The 16,480-nt window shown below is 41.4% G+C and carries 16 protein-coding genes; all 16 read left to right on the top strand.

Annotated elements, in window-relative coordinates:
• The first annotated feature begins 111 nt into the window (after positions 1 to 111).
• Positions 112 to 690, top strand: a complete 579-nt coding sequence (locus H5125_RS17065) for an alpha-ketoglutarate-dependent dioxygenase AlkB (RefSeq protein ID WP_194956155.1) — start codon at positions 112 to 114, stop codon at positions 688 to 690.
• 361 nt (positions 691 to 1,051) lie between these two features.
• On the top strand, positions 1,052 to 2,473 hold the full coding sequence (locus tag H5125_RS17060; protein ID WP_182744831.1) for a DASH family cryptochrome: 1,422 nt from the start codon (positions 1,052 to 1,054) through the stop codon (positions 2,471 to 2,473).
• Positions 2,474 to 2,592: 119 nt separating this feature from the next.
• Positions 2,593 to 2,892: a BolA family transcriptional regulator gene (locus tag H5125_RS17055; protein WP_101085802.1), complete on the top strand. Its 300-nt coding sequence runs from the start codon at positions 2,593 to 2,595 to the stop codon at positions 2,890 to 2,892.
• Positions 2,893 to 3,055: 163 nt separating this feature from the next.
• A complete protein-coding gene (locus H5125_RS17050; RefSeq protein WP_162022512.1) occupies positions 3,056 to 4,180 on the top strand; it encodes a TRAP transporter substrate-binding protein in 1,125 nt (374 codons plus the stop codon).
• Positions 4,181 to 4,267: 87 nt separating this feature from the next.
• Positions 4,268 to 4,777, top strand: a complete 510-nt coding sequence (gene luxS, locus H5125_RS17045) for an S-ribosylhomocysteine lyase (protein ID WP_011636421.1) — start codon at positions 4,268 to 4,270, stop codon at positions 4,775 to 4,777.
• 201 nt (positions 4,778 to 4,978) lie between these two features.
• The gene (locus tag H5125_RS17040) at positions 4,979 to 7,054 is read left to right on the top strand and encodes a TonB-dependent receptor domain-containing protein (RefSeq protein WP_182744830.1); all 2,076 of its coding nucleotides are present in this window, start codon (positions 4,979 to 4,981) and stop codon (positions 7,052 to 7,054) included.
• Between the two features lie 458 nt (positions 7,055 to 7,512).
• Positions 7,513 to 8,847, top strand: a complete 1,335-nt coding sequence (locus H5125_RS17035) for a Na(+)-translocating NADH-quinone reductase subunit A (RefSeq protein WP_101086299.1) — start codon at positions 7,513 to 7,515, stop codon at positions 8,845 to 8,847.
• Positions 8,847 to 10,046: an NADH:ubiquinone reductase (Na(+)-transporting) subunit B gene (locus tag H5125_RS17030; protein WP_101085799.1), complete on the top strand. Its 1,200-nt coding sequence runs from the start codon at positions 8,847 to 8,849 to the stop codon at positions 10,044 to 10,046. Before H5125_RS17035 ends, H5125_RS17030 begins: the two co-directional genes overlap by 1 nt.
• Complete coding sequence (locus tag H5125_RS17025) at positions 10,039 to 10,824, top strand: Na(+)-translocating NADH-quinone reductase subunit C (protein ID WP_101085798.1); 786 nt, start codon at positions 10,039 to 10,041, stop codon at positions 10,822 to 10,824. Before H5125_RS17030 ends, H5125_RS17025 begins: the two co-directional genes overlap by 8 nt.
• Positions 10,824 to 11,456, top strand: coding sequence for an NADH:ubiquinone reductase (Na(+)-transporting) subunit D (locus tag H5125_RS17020; RefSeq protein WP_101085797.1), 633 nt, complete (start codon positions 10,824 to 10,826; stop codon positions 11,454 to 11,456). The genes H5125_RS17025 and H5125_RS17020 overlap by 1 nt, the downstream gene beginning before the upstream one ends.
• Positions 11,457 to 11,461: 5 nt before the next feature.
• Positions 11,462 to 12,070, top strand: a complete 609-nt coding sequence (nqrE, locus tag H5125_RS17015) for an NADH:ubiquinone reductase (Na(+)-transporting) subunit E (protein WP_101085796.1) — start codon at positions 11,462 to 11,464, stop codon at positions 12,068 to 12,070.
• Between the two features lie 46 nt (positions 12,071 to 12,116).
• Positions 12,117 to 13,364: an NADH:ubiquinone reductase (Na(+)-transporting) subunit F gene (gene nqrF / locus H5125_RS17010; protein WP_101085795.1), complete on the top strand. Its 1,248-nt coding sequence runs from the start codon at positions 12,117 to 12,119 to the stop codon at positions 13,362 to 13,364.
• Positions 13,365 to 13,486: 122 nt separating this feature from the next.
• Entirely contained in the window at positions 13,487 to 14,500 is a 1,014-nt protein-coding gene (locus H5125_RS17005; RefSeq protein ID WP_182744829.1) for an FAD:protein FMN transferase, read from the top strand.
• A 70-nt stretch (positions 14,501 to 14,570) separates the two neighbouring features.
• Positions 14,571 to 14,795, top strand: coding sequence for a (Na+)-NQR maturation NqrM (nqrM, locus tag H5125_RS17000; protein WP_011636430.1), 225 nt, complete (start codon positions 14,571 to 14,573; stop codon positions 14,793 to 14,795).
• 233 nt (positions 14,796 to 15,028) lie between these two features.
• On the top strand, positions 15,029 to 15,499 hold the full coding sequence (gene bfr / locus H5125_RS16995; protein ID WP_101085791.1) for a bacterioferritin: 471 nt from the start codon (positions 15,029 to 15,031) through the stop codon (positions 15,497 to 15,499).
• A 12-nt stretch (positions 15,500 to 15,511) separates the two neighbouring features.
• The gene (gene bfr, locus H5125_RS16990) at positions 15,512 to 15,979 is read left to right on the top strand and encodes a bacterioferritin (protein WP_059746496.1); all 468 of its coding nucleotides are present in this window, start codon (positions 15,512 to 15,514) and stop codon (positions 15,977 to 15,979) included.
• Positions 15,980 to 16,480: the final 501 nt, after the last annotated feature.

The raw sequence follows: 16,480 nt of genomic DNA, 5'->3' as shown, positions 1-16,480 counted from the left end.
TTAAGGTAAACGAGATAAAAGGGTGATCGGGTGACAGGATTTCAACATGGATTAGATTTTGGTGAGCCACAAAGCGGCTTCACTCAAGATACCGTTGTTGTGCCAACAGCGATGAACCAAATCAGTCCACCAGTTACTTGGATTAAAGGTTTTTTGTCACCCAAGCAGCAACAGTTGTTAATGATGGAAGTAGAACAATACCCATTAGATCGCGTGGCGATTGAAGTCTATGGCAAGCAGCATTTTATTCCTCGCACCCAAGCTTGGTTTGGCGATCTGGGTTGCGATTATCACTATTCCAAATTGCACATCACCGCGCTCGCTTGGCCAAAAGTATTAAGTCGATTACGTGCAAAATTACGTAACGATCATCAAATAGACAGTAATTCAGTGTTAGTTAATCGCTATGCCGATGGCCGTGACTGTATGGGCTGGCACAGTGACGATGAACCTGAAATCGTCACGGGTTCGGCGATTGCGTCTATCACGTTAGGCGCCTGTAGAGATTTTGTTGTGCGCCATAAACCGACGCAAACCAAAGTTACTTTTCCCTTGGCATCCGGCGACTTACTGATTATGCATCCCGGTATGCAGCAACACTGGCAACATGCGTTACCTAAGCGTCTTAAGGTAACTGAACCGCGTATTAATTTTACTTTTCGACACATTATCCCTAATTACTATGGTTAACAAATCTCGTTAATGGCCATAGCTAAAAGCTAAAAGCTAAAAGCGAAAGGCCTAGAGGCTAGGACGCTGCGCGGCTAGATGCTATAAAACCTTAGCAGCCAAGCGGTTCCTATCCTATAAATGACAAGCGATAATAAGCGAAAAGCTAAGCACCTAGGATGCTGCGCGATTAGGTGCTATAAAATCTTAGCAGCGAAGCTGTTCCTAGAAGCGAAGCGCTCTATCCGCGAAGCGACTCTAGGACCTCGAAGACCGAAGGTCTAGCTAGTTTGGGGATATCGCTAAAATGGATCATTATTGAACCGTTAACCGCTATGTATACGTACTCATTAGCATTAGTACAAGCTGTGGTAATGAATAGATGAATAATGCTGATGGGCAAACTTTCGAAGAAACGAATTTACAATCGACATCACACTCTACTGTCAATGCACTTTATTGGTTAGGTGATGATCTGCGGGTAGCAGATAATGCCATCTTTGCAGATATAGCCCTGCATGCACAACAGTTGATGGTGGTGTACTGCATCGACCCTAACTGGTTTCGCCAAGCTCAATATCAGGCTGAGTATGTCGGTAAGTACCGACTGCGGTTTTTATTAGAATCATTGCGGGCTTTAGATGAAACGCTTAATCAATATGGTCAACAAGTGCATATTGTTTATGCCTCAGCGCAAAAATCGTTACCTTATATAATTCAAGCCCATAATATTTCAAGGGTATATCGTAGTAACCATAGTGGTGTTGATGAGCAATCGGCTTGGCAAGTCATTCAGCAGCAGTGCCCCAATGTTGAATATTCGACGATTACCACCCAAACTCTGTTTGATCTGCAGCAACTGCCTTTTGAATTAGCCGATCTGGCTCCGACATTTAGTCAGTTCCGTAAAAAGGTCGACAACGTTAATATCAGCCCTGCCATTGATGCAGTATCTTGGCTCCCGTCTACGGTCGCACTTAAGCCACAAGACAAACAACTTCAGTCTTGGCTGGCTTATCCTAGCTGGTTGCCACAAACTCAAACGATGAATAATGTCTTTTGCGGTGGTGAAGCACAAGGAAAATTGCAACTAGACAGTTACTTTTCGTCAAATTTAGCCCATAACTATAAAGCCGTACGAAACGAACTTGATGGCTGGGAATGTTCAACAAAGTTTTCGCCTTGGTTAGCCAATGGTTGTCTATCGGCAAGACAAGTCGTCGCAGCATTAAAGCAATTTGAGTTACAACAAGGTGCTAACGAATCGACCGAGTGTATTTTGTATGAGCTGCTTTGGCGTGAGTATTTCCATTTTTACGCGCATAAATTCAATACGTTGGTGTTTAGATTTTCAGGCATTAATGGACGTAAACCATTAACCAGTTTTTACGCCCAACGCATTCGAGCTTGGAAAACCGCCACTACACCTTATCCGTTTGTGAATGCATTGATGAAGCAGTTAAATGACACTGGCTATATGTCAAACCGCGGCAGGCAAATTGTAGCAAGTTGCTTGGTCAATGAACTGCAATGTGATTGGCGTTATGGGGCGGCGTATTTTCAACAGCAATTAATTGATTATGATTCAGCTGTGAATTGGGGTAATTGGCAGTATCTAGCCGGTGTTGGTGCCGATCCACGCGGTTCGAGACGTTTTAATCTGCAAAAACAGCAGCAGACATACGACCCACAAGGATTATTTATTAATGCATGGTTGGGACGTGAGGCATTACAGCAACACAATGAGAGTCATGCGTCATATTGTATCGATAGTGTTGATATAACCGATTGGCCAAGGAGTTAATTTCAGATCGACTTGAGAAAGTTGTGCTCAAACGTTAACTTTTACCCTGCTTGTTTGACCTTTATTCGGCAAACCAGTACCCTTTGATTTAATCGATATGGATTAATAAGAGTATCACTATGTCTGTCGAACAAATCATTACCGATAAATTGAATCACGCCTTTTCGCCTTTGCATCTTGAAGTGATTAATGAGAGTAATCGTCATCATGTGCCGCCTAACTCAGAAACCCATTTTAAAGTGGTTGTAGTTAGCGATCAATTTAGCGAACAGCGCTTACTTGCCCGTCACCGGTTGGTAAACCAAGCGCTAGCAGATGAATTAGCCAATGGCGTTCATGCGCTTTCCATAAATGCTTATAGCCAGCCAGAATGGCAAGCTTTGGATGAAGTGCCTAGGACTCCTAATTGTAAGGGATAACGATAAAGGTTAATTGTTATTAACTTGCTGACAGAACTATACAAAAAACCTCACATGTCCTGTGAGGTTTTTTATTTTGTATTGTAGTGAGGTGATGTTTGTCACTGGTTATGATTATGTTACAGTTATGAAAATAAGCGTGCGATTGAGATAGGATATTTACATGAGCAAGGTGATACAAACCTGCTGGTTGCTGGGCTTAACGTTATTGTTAGGCTGTCAACAAGATACGCCTTCGAAGACAAGTTCTGTTGCGCAAAATGATTATATTCCTCATCAAGTGATTGAATGGCGTTTAGCCACCTCATGGCCAAAAAACTTGCCCGGTTTAGGCATGGCTCCAGAAAGATTTGCTCAATTGGTCGAGCAAATGTCTAACGGTCGCTTAGTGATTTCCGTTTATGGTGCCGGCGAATTAATGCCAGCGTTGTCGGTTTTTGACGGTGTGAGTAATGGCACGATTGAAATGGCTCATAGCGCGTCATATTATTGGAAAGGTAAAGCGCCTGCCGCTCAGTTTTTTTCATCTATACCATTTGGATTAAATGCACAGCAAATGAATGCGTGGCTTCATTATGGCGGTGGCATGGAATTATGGGAGGAAGTTTATCAGCCTTTTGGCGTATTGCCGCTTGCTGGTGGAAATACTGGCATGCAAATGGGCGGCTGGTTTAATAAAATCATTGCAACCCCAGAAGATTTTAAAGGCCTCAAGATGCGCTTACCAGGCATAGGAGGTGAAGTGCTCAAGAAGCTCGGCGGCGTTCCTGTTGATGCACTCGCTGGCAGAGAATTATATGGCGCACTGCAAACTGGCGCGATTGATGCTGCTGAGTGGGTAGGGCCTTATAATGATTTGCCGCTCGGGTTGGATCAGGTGGCTAAATATTATTATTACCCTGGCTGGCACGAGCCGGGTTCGACGATGGAGTTTTTGATTAACAAACAGGCATTTTCCACTCTGCCCAATGATTTGAAAATGATTGTTAAAGTTGCAGCCAGAGCCATTAATCAAGATATGTTAGATGATTATACTCAAGGCCATATTGCTGCAATGGACGTATTGCTTAACGAGCATAATGTGCAAGTTAAACCTTTTCCCGACACTGTGATACGCGCATTAAAATATGCAAAAGATGATGTGCTTAACAGTGAAGCGGCTAAAGACCCGTTATTTAATAAAGTACTGAAGTCTTACATGGCAAACGAGAAGTCAGTAAAGCGCTACTTTAGTTACACAGAAGACGCCTTAAGTCGCTTTGAGTTAGATGGCAAACATCAACCGTAAACTCTCACTGTGACCATGCATAAATAGTGATATTATCGTGTTATTAGGCTTTATATTGTCAGATTATTATTTACTTTGGAGAAAGCAATGCCTTTATTAGACAGTTTTACCGTAGATCATACACGTATGAATGCTCCAGCGGTTCGCGTTGCCAAGCACATGAGCACCCCTAGTGGCGATGCCATTACGGTATTCGATTTACGTTTCTGTGCACCCAATAAAGATATCCTCAGCGAACGTGGCATCCATACACTTGAACATTTGTTTGCAGGTTTTATGCGTGAACATCTAAACGGTGATGGTATAGAGATTATTGATATTTCTCCGATGGGATGCCGTACCGGTTTTTACATGAGCTTAATTGGTCAACCGACAGAAAGTAAAGTTGCAGATTCCTGGCTAGCGGCAATGGTTGATGTAACCAATGTGATTGATCAGAAAGATATTCCTGAGTTAAATGAATATCAATGTGGTACTTACGAAATGCATTCATTAGAACAAGCGCAAGATATTGCTCGGATGATCATTGCTGCAGGCGTGAGCGTCAACCAAAACGATGATTTGAAACTGAGTGACGAAATTTTAGGGAATCTTTAATCTAATCGATTAACTGATATCTTGATAAAAAAGCGGCTTTAGCCGCTTTTTTTTGCGAAGCAACGATTAATATGTCGAGTAAACGTTAACAGTACGCTATTTTTATGTAACTGAAACCGTTATTGTAATGAACGATTTTTACTAAGTGATTCGCCATTTTAGCGATTTTTTGCGTGAACAGACACATATACGGAGATTAATATGTCTAACCACCCATTTAGCCTGTCAGTGATAGCAGCCGCAGTGCTTTATGTTTGCCATTCTACCAATGCCGTTGCAGAAACGGTGACCGAGTCTATTGATAACCTTAATAATCAACTCGATTTACAACAGTTATCGATAAGCCAATTTCATTATCGCCAAAGTGATATTGCACTAGGGTTGACGGGCGCGACAGTGTTACCTACCGGACCACATCAGGATGTGACGATCACACATGCAGGTGCCACTGACGGTGTTGCCATTTTACAAGATGGTATATTCTTTTCTCCAGCGCCGTATTCTGGACAACATTTAGTATTGCAGCCCAATTTATTGCACCAGCAAAAAGTGTCTTTTTCAAGCATGACCAGTGTGACTGAAAGTTCACAAGCTGCTTTTGGTAAGCTTGATTATCAGTCTGTACAAATTAGTCCGCAAAAATATGCAACCGATATCAACGTTGAAGGCAGTGACAATAATGCCATCAATGGTGGGGTTGTGCTAAGTGGTACTTCGAAGCAAAATGGCATGTTATTAGCCGTGGATTATCAATCTGCAGCTGACGATGTGGGTTATCGTGTCGCCCGAGATGCCGACACGACACAAAAAGATATTCTGTTCAAAATCGCTGCCGATAGTTTACCCGGAGCACGCAATGAACAAATGACCGAATTTAGTTATCAGTACTCATCGCAAGAAGCTGACCGCGGAACGTTGGGGTTAACCAGTGTTGATTTTTCGGTAAATCCGACTCAATTATATTCAGCAGCCAGCACCGACAATACTGAAGGCGAGCGTCAACGCTACGTGTTAGCACATAAGCTAATCATGTCATCCACTTCGACGATGGCTACCGACTTTTATTATCAAACCTATTCACAACAATCTCAAGCAATGCAATTTGTTGATGGCGAACAAATTAATAGTGCGTTGCTGTCTCGGATTGCCATGTTTGAAGCAACACCTACCGCCGATGGGATAAACTTAGGATCGTTAACCCAAAATAACGATTTTGCTGGGTTTGGTATGCAAACTAAAGGTGTCAGCATGTACGGTCAGCATCAGGTGACTTATAGTGCGCGCTACCATACAGATAAAGCTGAAATGCGTTTAGGTCAACGTGATTGGTCTTGGAACAATGATTTATCATTGACGCCGACAACAGATGATGAATATGCACTGACGTATACTGATGATGCTTCGGCATTTTCATCAGCGGTAGACACTAAATTAAATTATGGTCAGTGGTCTATTAATCTCGGTTTAGGTTATGAGCATGTCAGCGTTTCTCGTGAGCTTGGTGATGTAAATACGAGCCTTAATGCTGCAGACTTTTCTGATGATGGCTGGTCGCCTTCTATTGAAGTGGCTTATCAGAGTGGGCCATGGTTAGCCGCGTTACAAGCTAAACAAGCTTGGACAGCTGCTTCAGCCGGCAATATTGAGCAAACAGCGCAAGAAGCGCTGCAATATCAATTAGCATTAAGCTACCAACAAGATGCTTTATCGATTGCCATGACGGCTTATATGCATGATTACGATAACCAACATGTAAGCTGTATGCAGGGCATGATATGTGATTATGAACAAATATCATTACAAGAGAATATTAAGGATGTCTCTGTTGTCGGCGCAGATTTGAGCATAGCGTATGGACTAACATTTGATCACTTTTCAATTCCATTCAAAGCCAAATACCAATATACCCAAGCAGAAACAGACAGTGCTAATTGCAATGAATTGATGGCATGTTTTGCTGCCAATAGCCAACTACCTTGGGTGTCAGAACAGCAACTGGCGTTAAGTTCTGGTGTTGTTTATGGTGATATGTCCGTTATGGCGCAAGCTTTATATCAATCTGAGTTAGGTTATCAAGGTGGGTTCACCAATGAACGTGCTATTGATAGTCAGTGGAAGGTTGATATCGCTGCAACTTACCGTTTGACTGAGCAGCACGAGTTGTATTTACGTGTAGATAATTTGTTAGACGAAGAGTTAGTGGCAAATAGCACCGCAATGGGATTTCAAGCACAATCTGAAATGACTACGTACTTTGGTTACCAAGGCCATTTCTAAGTGGTTTTTTCCAGACATAGGCAGTGTTGAACACTATTTGAACGCTGCTTGCTGTGCCTTTTATTCCCAAATACTAATACTGCTCAAGTGATGACTCATTTGGGCGGTGTTATTTGAGGCGCAACTGTTCTTGTAAACAAACAACTAAAATTATTTCTTTAAAAATTAATGCTATATTTTTTTTAAATCAGAATTCAGCAGATAACATTCACTCCTAGGTTCTAATTTAATTAGTCTGATCTAAAAGCCACCGATTGTGTTAGGTATTGGTTTGAAAACACCTATAATTTTCGTGGCGATAGTCTCATATTTGCGGTAAAATGCGCGCGACCAGCGTGATTATGATCGCATTTTCGAGTTAAATCTGCGCTAGCTCAAATGGCAAGTGTTTGTTAACACTTTGTTTTTGTAGCGGAACGTGGCGCATTGTCTTTCCTTCAAACGTAGTGCTTGTGGATATGATTACAATTAAGAAAGGATTGGAACTGCCTATAGCAGGCGGACCAGAGCAAGTTATCCATAATGGCCCAGCCATTAGACACGTAGCGACTTTGGGTGAAGAGTATATTGGCTTACGTCCAACGATGAAAATCAAAGTGGGCGACAAAGTACAAAAAGGCCAAGTTCTTTTTGAAGATAAAAAGAATTTAGGCGTTAAATATACGGCTTTAGCCAGTGGTACTATTTTAGAAATCAACCGAGGTGCAAGACGTGTACTTCAGTCAGTTGTTATTGCTGTGGAAGGTGACGATAGCGTTGCTTTTGCTCAATACGATGCTGATAAGTTAGACACGTTAGACGCACAAGTTGTTCGTGATAATCTGATTGATTCAGGTTTATGGACTGCTTTGCGTACACGCCCTTTCAGTAAAGTGCCAGCTGTAGATGCTACTGCTGCGGGTATTTTTGTGACTGCAATTGATACTCAACCTCTTGCTGCCGATCCTGTGGTAGTCATAGCTCAACATAAAGAAGATTTTGCAAATGGCCTAAAGGTCCTAGCACGATTAACTGAAGGTAAAGTTTACCTATGTAAAGCTCAAGGTGCCGATATCCCTGCAGCTAATGCCCAAGTTCAAGAGTTTGCGGGTAAACACCCAGCAGGTCTTGCAGGTACGCATATTCACAACGTTCTACCAGCTTCTGCAACACGTACTGTTTGGCATATTGGCTATCAGGATGTGATTGCTTTTGGTCAACTGTTCACTCAAGGTGTGTTAAACACTGAACGTGTGGTTGCTATTGGTGGTCCTAAAGCGAAAAACCCTCGTCTAGTTCGTACCGTTTTAGGTGCTAGCATGACTGAACTGACTGCTGATGAAACAGTTGGTGATGGTGTTCGTGTGATTTCGGGTTCAGTGTTAAGCGGCCGTACTGCGGTAGGACCTCAAGCTTATTTGGGGCGTTATCATCAGCAGGTGAGTGTACTGGAAGAAGGTGATGAAAAAGAATTATTTGGTTGGGCTATGCCTGGTGCTGACAAATTCTCTATTACACGTGCATTCCTAGGCCATTTAAGCCCATCGCGTCTATTTAATATGACCACTAGTACTGGCGGTTCAGACCGTGCAATGGTACCTATTGGTAACTATGAACGCGTGATGCCTCTAGACATTCTACCTACTATGCTACTTCGTGATTTACTCTCTGGCGACTTTGATGGCGCAGTCCGTTTAGGCGCATTAGAGTTAGATGAAGAAGATTTGGCATTGTGTACGTTCGTATGTCCAGGTAAGTATGACTATGGTTCATATTTACGTGATTGTTTAGATACGATCGAGAGGGAAGGCTAATGAGTTTGAAAGATTTTATCGAACGTATTGAGCCGCAATTTGAAAAAGGCGGCAAGTACGAAAAGTGGTATGCCCTTTACGAAGCGGCAGCCACAGTATTTTATACTCCAGGTAAAGTGAACAAAGGGGCAACCCACGTTCGCGATAATGTCGACCTAAAACGTATTATGATTACGGTTTGGGCATGTACATTCCCAGCAATGTTTTTTGGTATGTACAACGTAGGTTTACAGGCTCAAGTAGCGATGGTGGCCGGTTTCGGTACACCAGATGTTTGGCAAGTAGGCTTATTTGAATTATTTGGCGCTCAACTCTCTGCAGACTCGGGCATTACGTCTCTGATGTTCTATGGTGCGTGTTTCTTCTTACCTATCTATGCAGTGACTTTCATTGTTGGTGGTTTTTGGGAAGTACTCTTTGCGTCAGTGCGTGGCCATGAAATTAACGAAGGTTTCTTCGTTACTTCAGTGCTATTTGCATTAACTCTACCGCCAACAATTCCTTTATGGATGGTCGCTTTAGGTATTACCTTTGGTGTGGTTGTAGCAAAAGAAATCTTCGGTGGCACAGGGCGTAACTTCTTAAACCCTGCATTAGCTGGTCGAGCTTTCTTGTACTTTGCTTACCCATTAAGCATGTCTGGCGATACCACGTGGGTTGTTGCTGACGGTTATTCTGGGGCAACGGCCTTAAGCCAAGCAGCGCAAGGTACATTTGACTACGCCTCAACGGCTAACTGGATTGACTCATTTATGGGCTTCATTCCAGGTTCTGTTGGTGAAGTGTCTACCTTTGCTATCTTGCTAGGTGGTCTAGTTATCATTTACGCCCGTATTGCCTCTTGGCGAATCGTTAGTGGTGTTTTCTTAGGTATGGTCGCTATTGCGACGTTGCTTAATATGATAGGTAGCGACACCAACCCGATGTTTGCAATGCCTTGGTATTGGCACTTAGTGTTAGGTGGATTTGCATTCGGTATGATGTTTATGGCGACAGACCCGGTTTCTGCGTCGTTTACCAATACTGCAAAGTGGGCATACGGTTTCCTCATTGGTGCAATGGTGGTGTTTATCCGTGTGGTTAACCCTGCATTCCCAGAAGGTATTATGTTAGCTATTTTGTTTGCTAACCTATTTGCTCCATTATTTGACCACTTTGTCGTACAGTCAAATATCAAGCGGAGGATTGCTCGTGGCTAGTAATAAAGATTCGTTCGGTAGAACGCTATTTGTTGTTGTCGGCTTATGTCTTGTTTGTTCAGTACTGGTTTCGACTGCTGCCGTGGTGTTAAAGCCTATTCAGCAAGAAAATAAGTTACTCGATAAGCAAAAGTATATTCTTGAAGCGGCGAGCCTGATAAACACCAAAGAAGGCAAAGTCACAAAGAAAGAAATTCTAAGCAAGTATGAGCAATATGTTGATGCTCGCTTAGTTGACCTTAAAACCGGTGAGTTTGTTGAGGGTAATGCTAACCTTTACGATCAACGCAAAGCGTCTCGTGATACTGACACTTCGTCAGTGCCAGAAAACGATATTGCTTCGATCAAACGTGTTGCAGATACCGCCGTTGTATACCTTGTTCATAATGATGAAGGTAAACTGACTAGCGTCATTCTTCCTATTCACGGCTATGGTTTGTGGTCAACGATGTATGCACTTTTGGCACTTGAGGCTGACTTAAACACAGTTCAAGGACTTGTTTACTATGACCAAGGTGAAACACCTGGTTTAGGTGGCGAAGTTGAAAATCCAAAATGGAAAGCATTGTGGAAAGGTAAAAAGTTATTTGATGAGCAAGGTAACTTGGCCATTAGTGTAACTAAAAACCCTACAGTGGCTAGTTCTGTTCATGGTGTCGATGCTCTTTCAGGTGCAACACTTACCAGTAACGGTGTACAACACTCATTGACGTTTTGGTTAGGTAAAGAAGGCTTCGCAAACTTTATCGCTAAAGCACGCAACGGAGGGTTAAGCTAATGGCTGACGTTAAAGAACTTAAACAGGTTCTGACCGGACCGATTATCAATAATAACCCAATTGCATTGCAAATTTTGGGTGTGTGTAGTGCTCTTGCTGTTACTAGTAAATTAGAAACAGCATTAGTAATGACGATTGCATTAACTGCGGTAACAGCGTTTTCTAACCTGTTTATCTCACTTATTCGTAACCACATTCCAAGCAGTGTGCGTATTATTGTACAGATGACCATTATCGCTTCATTAGTGATTGTAGTTGACCAAGTATTACAAGCTTATGCTTATGCCATTTCTAAACAGTTATCGGTATTCGTAGGTTTGATTATTACTAACTGTATTGTAATGGGTCGTGCTGAAGCTTACGCAATGAAAACCCCTCCAATGATGAGCTTTATGGATGGTATCGGTAACGGTTTAGGTTACGGTGCAATTCTATTGTCTGTTGGCGTTGTGCGTGAACTATTTGGTAATGGTTCATTATTTGGCGTAGAAATCCTCAGCAAAATCTCTGACGGCGGTTGGTATCAGCCTAACGGTTTATTACTACTGCCACCGAGTGCATTCTTCTTGATCGGTGGTCTGATCTGGTTGATCCGTACGTATAAGCCAGAGCAAGTTGAAGCAAAAGGGTAAACGCAATGGAACATTATATTAGTTTATTAATTCGCTCCGTTTTCATTGAAAACATGGCGCTAGCGTTCTTCTTGGGTATGTGTACTTTCTTAGCTGTATCAAAGAAAATCACTACTGCAATGGGCCTAGGTGTTGCAGTTATCGTGGTACTGGCTATTTCGGTTCCTGCTAACCAAATTATTTATCAAGGTTTATTAGCTCCAGGCGCATTAGCTTGGGCTGGTTTTCCTGATGCTGATTTGAGCTTCTTGAAGTTCATCACCTTTATCGGTGTGATTGCAGCACTTGTACAAATTTTGGAAATGGCTTTAGACAAGTACTTTCCACCTTTGTACAACGCGTTGGGTATTTTCTTACCTTTAATTACCGTGAACTGTGCGATTTTTGGTGCAGTATCTTTCATGGTTGAGCGTGATTATAACCTTGGCGAGAGCGTAGTATTTGGTATTGGCTCTGGTATTGGTTGGGCGTTAGCAATTGTATTGTTAGCCGGTATCCGCGAAAAGATGAAGTATTCTGACGTGCCAAATGGCTTACGTGGCTTAGGTATTACCTTTGTTTCTGCAGGTCTTATGGCTCTAGGTTTCATGTCATTCTCAGGTGTTTCTCTTTAAGAGACCTTGAGAAGACGCATTAATTTGAACCTTTAAGGATAAGTGAATGGGTATTCTTGAATCTACTCCGCTAGATGTCTATCTAGGTGTGAGTATGTTTACTGTGATTGTCTTGGTTTTGGTGTTAGTGATTTTATTTGCTAAATCAAAACTAGTGGCAAGCGGTGATATCATGATTGGTATTAACGGCGACGCAGATAAAGCAATTAAAACAGGTGCTGGTGGCAAACTACTTAGTGTTTTAGCTGACAACGGTATCTTTGTATCGAGCGCGTGTGGCGGTGGTGGCTCATGTGGCCAGTGTCGTGTACACATTAAGTCTGGTGGTGGTGATATTCTACCTACTGAGCTTGATCACATTAGTAAAGGCGAAGCACGTCAGGGTTGTCGTTTATCTTGTCAGGTAAATGTAAAAACTGACATGGAAATCGAACTTGATGAAGAAATTTTCGGCATCAAGAAATGGGAATGTGCGGTTCTATCTAACGATAACAAAGCGACGTTCATTAAAGAACTTAAGCTGCAAATTCCTGACGGCGAATCTGTGCCTTTCCGTGCCGGTGGTTATATTCAGATTGAAGCTCCTGCTCATCATGTTAAATATGCTGAGTTTGAAGTGCCTGATAAATACCGTGGCGACTGGGAACACTTTGGTTTCTTCAAGTTAGAGTCAAAAGTAGACGAAGAAACCATTCGTGCCTACTCAATGGCTAACTACCCAGAAGAGTTCGGCATTATTATGTTGAATGTGCGTATTGCTACGCCACCGCCACGTAATTTAACCTTGCCTTGCGGCAAAATGTCTTCGTACATTTGGAGCTTAAAAGCCGGTGATAAAGTGACGATTTCTGGTCCATTTGGTGAGTTTTTTGCTAAAGACACCGAAGCAGAAATGGTATTCATTGGTGGTGGTGCTGGTATGGCTCCAATGCGCTCACACATTTTTGACCAATTAAAACGTCTTAAATCTAAGCGTAAAATGAGCTTCTGGTACGGTGCGCGTTCGCAACGTGAAATGTTCTATGTTGAAGATTTTGACGGCTTAGCGGCTGAAAATGAAAACTTCAAATGGCACGTGGCGTTATCAGATCCGCAAGCTGAAGATAACTGGACTGGTTATACCGGTTTCATTCATAACGTATTGTATGAAAACTACTTGCGTGACCATGATGCGCCAGAAGATTGTGAGTTCTACATGTGTGGACCTCCAATGATGAACGCAGCAGTTATTGGTATGCTAAAAGATTTAGGTGTCGAAGACGAAAACATCTTACTAGATGATTTCGGTGGTTAATGAGTTAATCCATAACATCGACATGTAAGTCATGAGATTGCAGCAGTGCAGACAGGGTGGTTAAACACTGGTCTTGCACGCTGCAATTTTTTTTGTTTATTTATTACAAGTGTAAATTTGACATGACTGTAAATTCAATCAAGTTATTGCTATTGCCGGCGTTATTGCTATTGGTGAGTGCTTGCAGTTCACCAGAGCCCATTATTTCATTATCTGGTAGTACGATGGGGACCACTTATCATATTAAAGTAGTCAACAATGACCGCTTGCCAGAACCGCAGTTACTGCAAGCTGAAATTGATATGGCATTGGAAGTGGTAAACGATCAAATGTCGACTTATCGTTCGGACTCAGAACTGTCTAAGTTCAATCAATTACAAGTTCAACAAAGCGTTAAAGTATCCGCTGATACCATTAAGGTTATCGAAGAAGGTATGCGTCTTTATCAAGAGACTGATGGGGCGTTAGATATCACCTTAGGACCAGTGGTTAATTTGTGGGGCTTTGGTCCCGATAAACGACCTATAACCATCCCGACGCAAGCTCAAATCGATAACGCTAAAGCTAAAATGGGCATCAAGGAACTGTCGATAAAAGGCTTAACATTAACTAAGCATAATGCAGACCTGTATGTTGATTTATCTTCAATAGCAAAAGGTTTTGGTGTCGATAAAATTGCCGCGCTATTAGACAAATATCATGTGTCTGGTTATTTAGTCGAAATAGGTGGTGAGCTTAATGTTAAAGGTACTAAAGCCGATAAAACTCCATGGCGAGTGGCTGTTGAGCAACCTACGAGTGAAGGACAAGCCGTTCAGCAAGTGATTGAACCTGGCACCATGTCATTAGCAACATCGGGTGATTACCGTAACTTTTATCAAGAGAATGGCGAACGTTTTTCACATTTAATCGATCCTCGTAACGGTTATCCTATTAAGCATCAACTTGCCTCTGCAACCGTGTTACACTCTAGTTGTATGACCGCAGATGGATATGCCACCGCTATGATGGTGTTAGGTACTGAGGCTTCATTGGCACTTGCTAAAGAGAAAAATTTAGCAATAATGTTGATTGAGAAGCAAGAACAGGGTTATCAGGTCTATTACAGCGATGCGTTTAAATCGTATGTTAAGTAGGTTCTTTATTTTAAACTGATTGATTAAAAAAGTATTATACCCTTATCTGAATGAGTAATTGGAGTTTGTAATGAGTACATTTATAGCAGCATTTGTAGTGTTATTATTGTTCTTTTTGTTAATGTCTATCGGCTATATCGTAAAGAAGAAAGCGGTAGAAGGTAGTTGTGGTGGTTTAGGTGTTTTAGGAATTGAAAAAGCGTGTGACTGTGATGATCCATGTGACAAACGTAAACGCCGTATGGAAAAAGAGCAAGCTCGCAATGAGTTGCTAAATCAAAATCGAATTATTTAACACCGTTAATTGCCTAAAGCTTAAGTTAATAAACTGATGCTTTGTAAAGAGCCTTCATTTTGAAGGCTTTTTTTATGTTTATGTATTGCTAACGAGTTACAAAGCTTAGTTATAATGATAATGGTTATCAATTGTAAGTGTGTGAAAATAAAGGAAAATTTGCAATTACCCCTATAGTGTTTTATCCTGTTTGTAATTGATCGAGATCACATTATTTATCGAGGGACATTACTATGAAAGGTCATCCTAAAGTCATCAGCCAACTCAATCGTGTACTTACCTGTGAGCTGACCGCCATTAACCAATACTTTTTACATGCTCGCATGTTTAAGCATTGGGGATTGGAAAAGCTTAATGAGAAAGAGTATAAAAAATCGATTGAAGACATGAAGCATGCTGACAAGCTGATTGAACGTGTATTGTTTCTTGAAGGTTTACCTAACCTACAACAGTTAGATAAATTGCGCATTGGTGAACATGCTGAAGAAATGCTTAGCTGTGATCTAACTGCAATTACGGAACAAATTGCCATTTTGCGTGAAGCCATTAAGGTATGCGAAACTCAGCAAGATTATGTTAGCCGCGATTTATTTGAAGATTTACTCGAAGACGAAGAAGAACATCTAGATTGGATTGAGTCGCAGCAAGAGCTAATCAATCAAACCGGTATTCAAAATTATCTTCAATCACAAATTAACGACTAATAGGAAATTATCATGAAAGGCCATCCAGAAGTCATCGACGCTTTAAATAGTTTATTAACCGGCGAATTGTCTGCCATGGATCAATATTTTGTCCATGCTCACATGTATGAAGACTGGGGGTTCAATGAACTGTATACCCGTATTCTGCATGAGTCAGACGACGAGAAGTTGCATGCAGCTAAATTAGTTCAACGCATTTTGTTTTTAGAAGGCACTCCAGATGTTGGCAGCCGTGAAGCGCTGAATATTGGTAAAGATGTGCAAGAAATGCTGAGAAATGATCTTGCATACGAATATCATGTAGCTGATCATTTGCGTAAAGTTATCGCGCTATGTGAAGAAAAAGCTGATTACCAAAGCCGTGAAATTTTAGAAGTGTTATTAGATGACACTGAATCTGACCACATGTACTGGTTAGAAAAGCAACTCGGTCTAATCGAACGTATTGGTTTACAAAACTATTTACAGACCAAAATGTAATGTCTTAATTGCTATGTTACATGTTAATAAAGCCCAACTGCGTTTGGGCTTTTTTGTGTCATTTCAACACTCATGTGGAGGCTCTGGAAGACAGGTTAACCGCATTAGTGCTTGCTTTTTGAACTATTCGTTTAACCTGCAAACAAAAAATAGTCCAAGCCATGAAGATTTTATGGGTTATAACAACTCATTAAATAAACTATTTTTGTTTAAAAAACGTTCGGGGTCTTCACCCTGCTCTGGAAGAGATACATTAAAAGTGATAATGGTTTTTTTCTAATTAAATTGATATATTTAGTTTTTAATAGGACGTATTTTAAACTATATGGAAATGGAAATGGAAATGGAAATGAATAGAAATGTACACCTTAAAAACCCCCCTGTGTCAGGATAGTTGTCGCCTCAATTAATTTACAAATAAACAGGGAGCGGTAAGTTACAGCAAGTGAATTATCAAAGGCATTCCGGTCAATTTAAAGAAGCTATATTAAACAAGTTTAG

Origin of the sequence: Shewanella sp. SR44-4 (genome assembly GCF_014163715.1) — a bacterium.
Taxonomy (GTDB): Bacteria; Pseudomonadota; Gammaproteobacteria; order Enterobacterales; family Shewanellaceae; genus Shewanella.
This window is presented reverse-complemented; position numbering and strand designations above follow the sequence as displayed.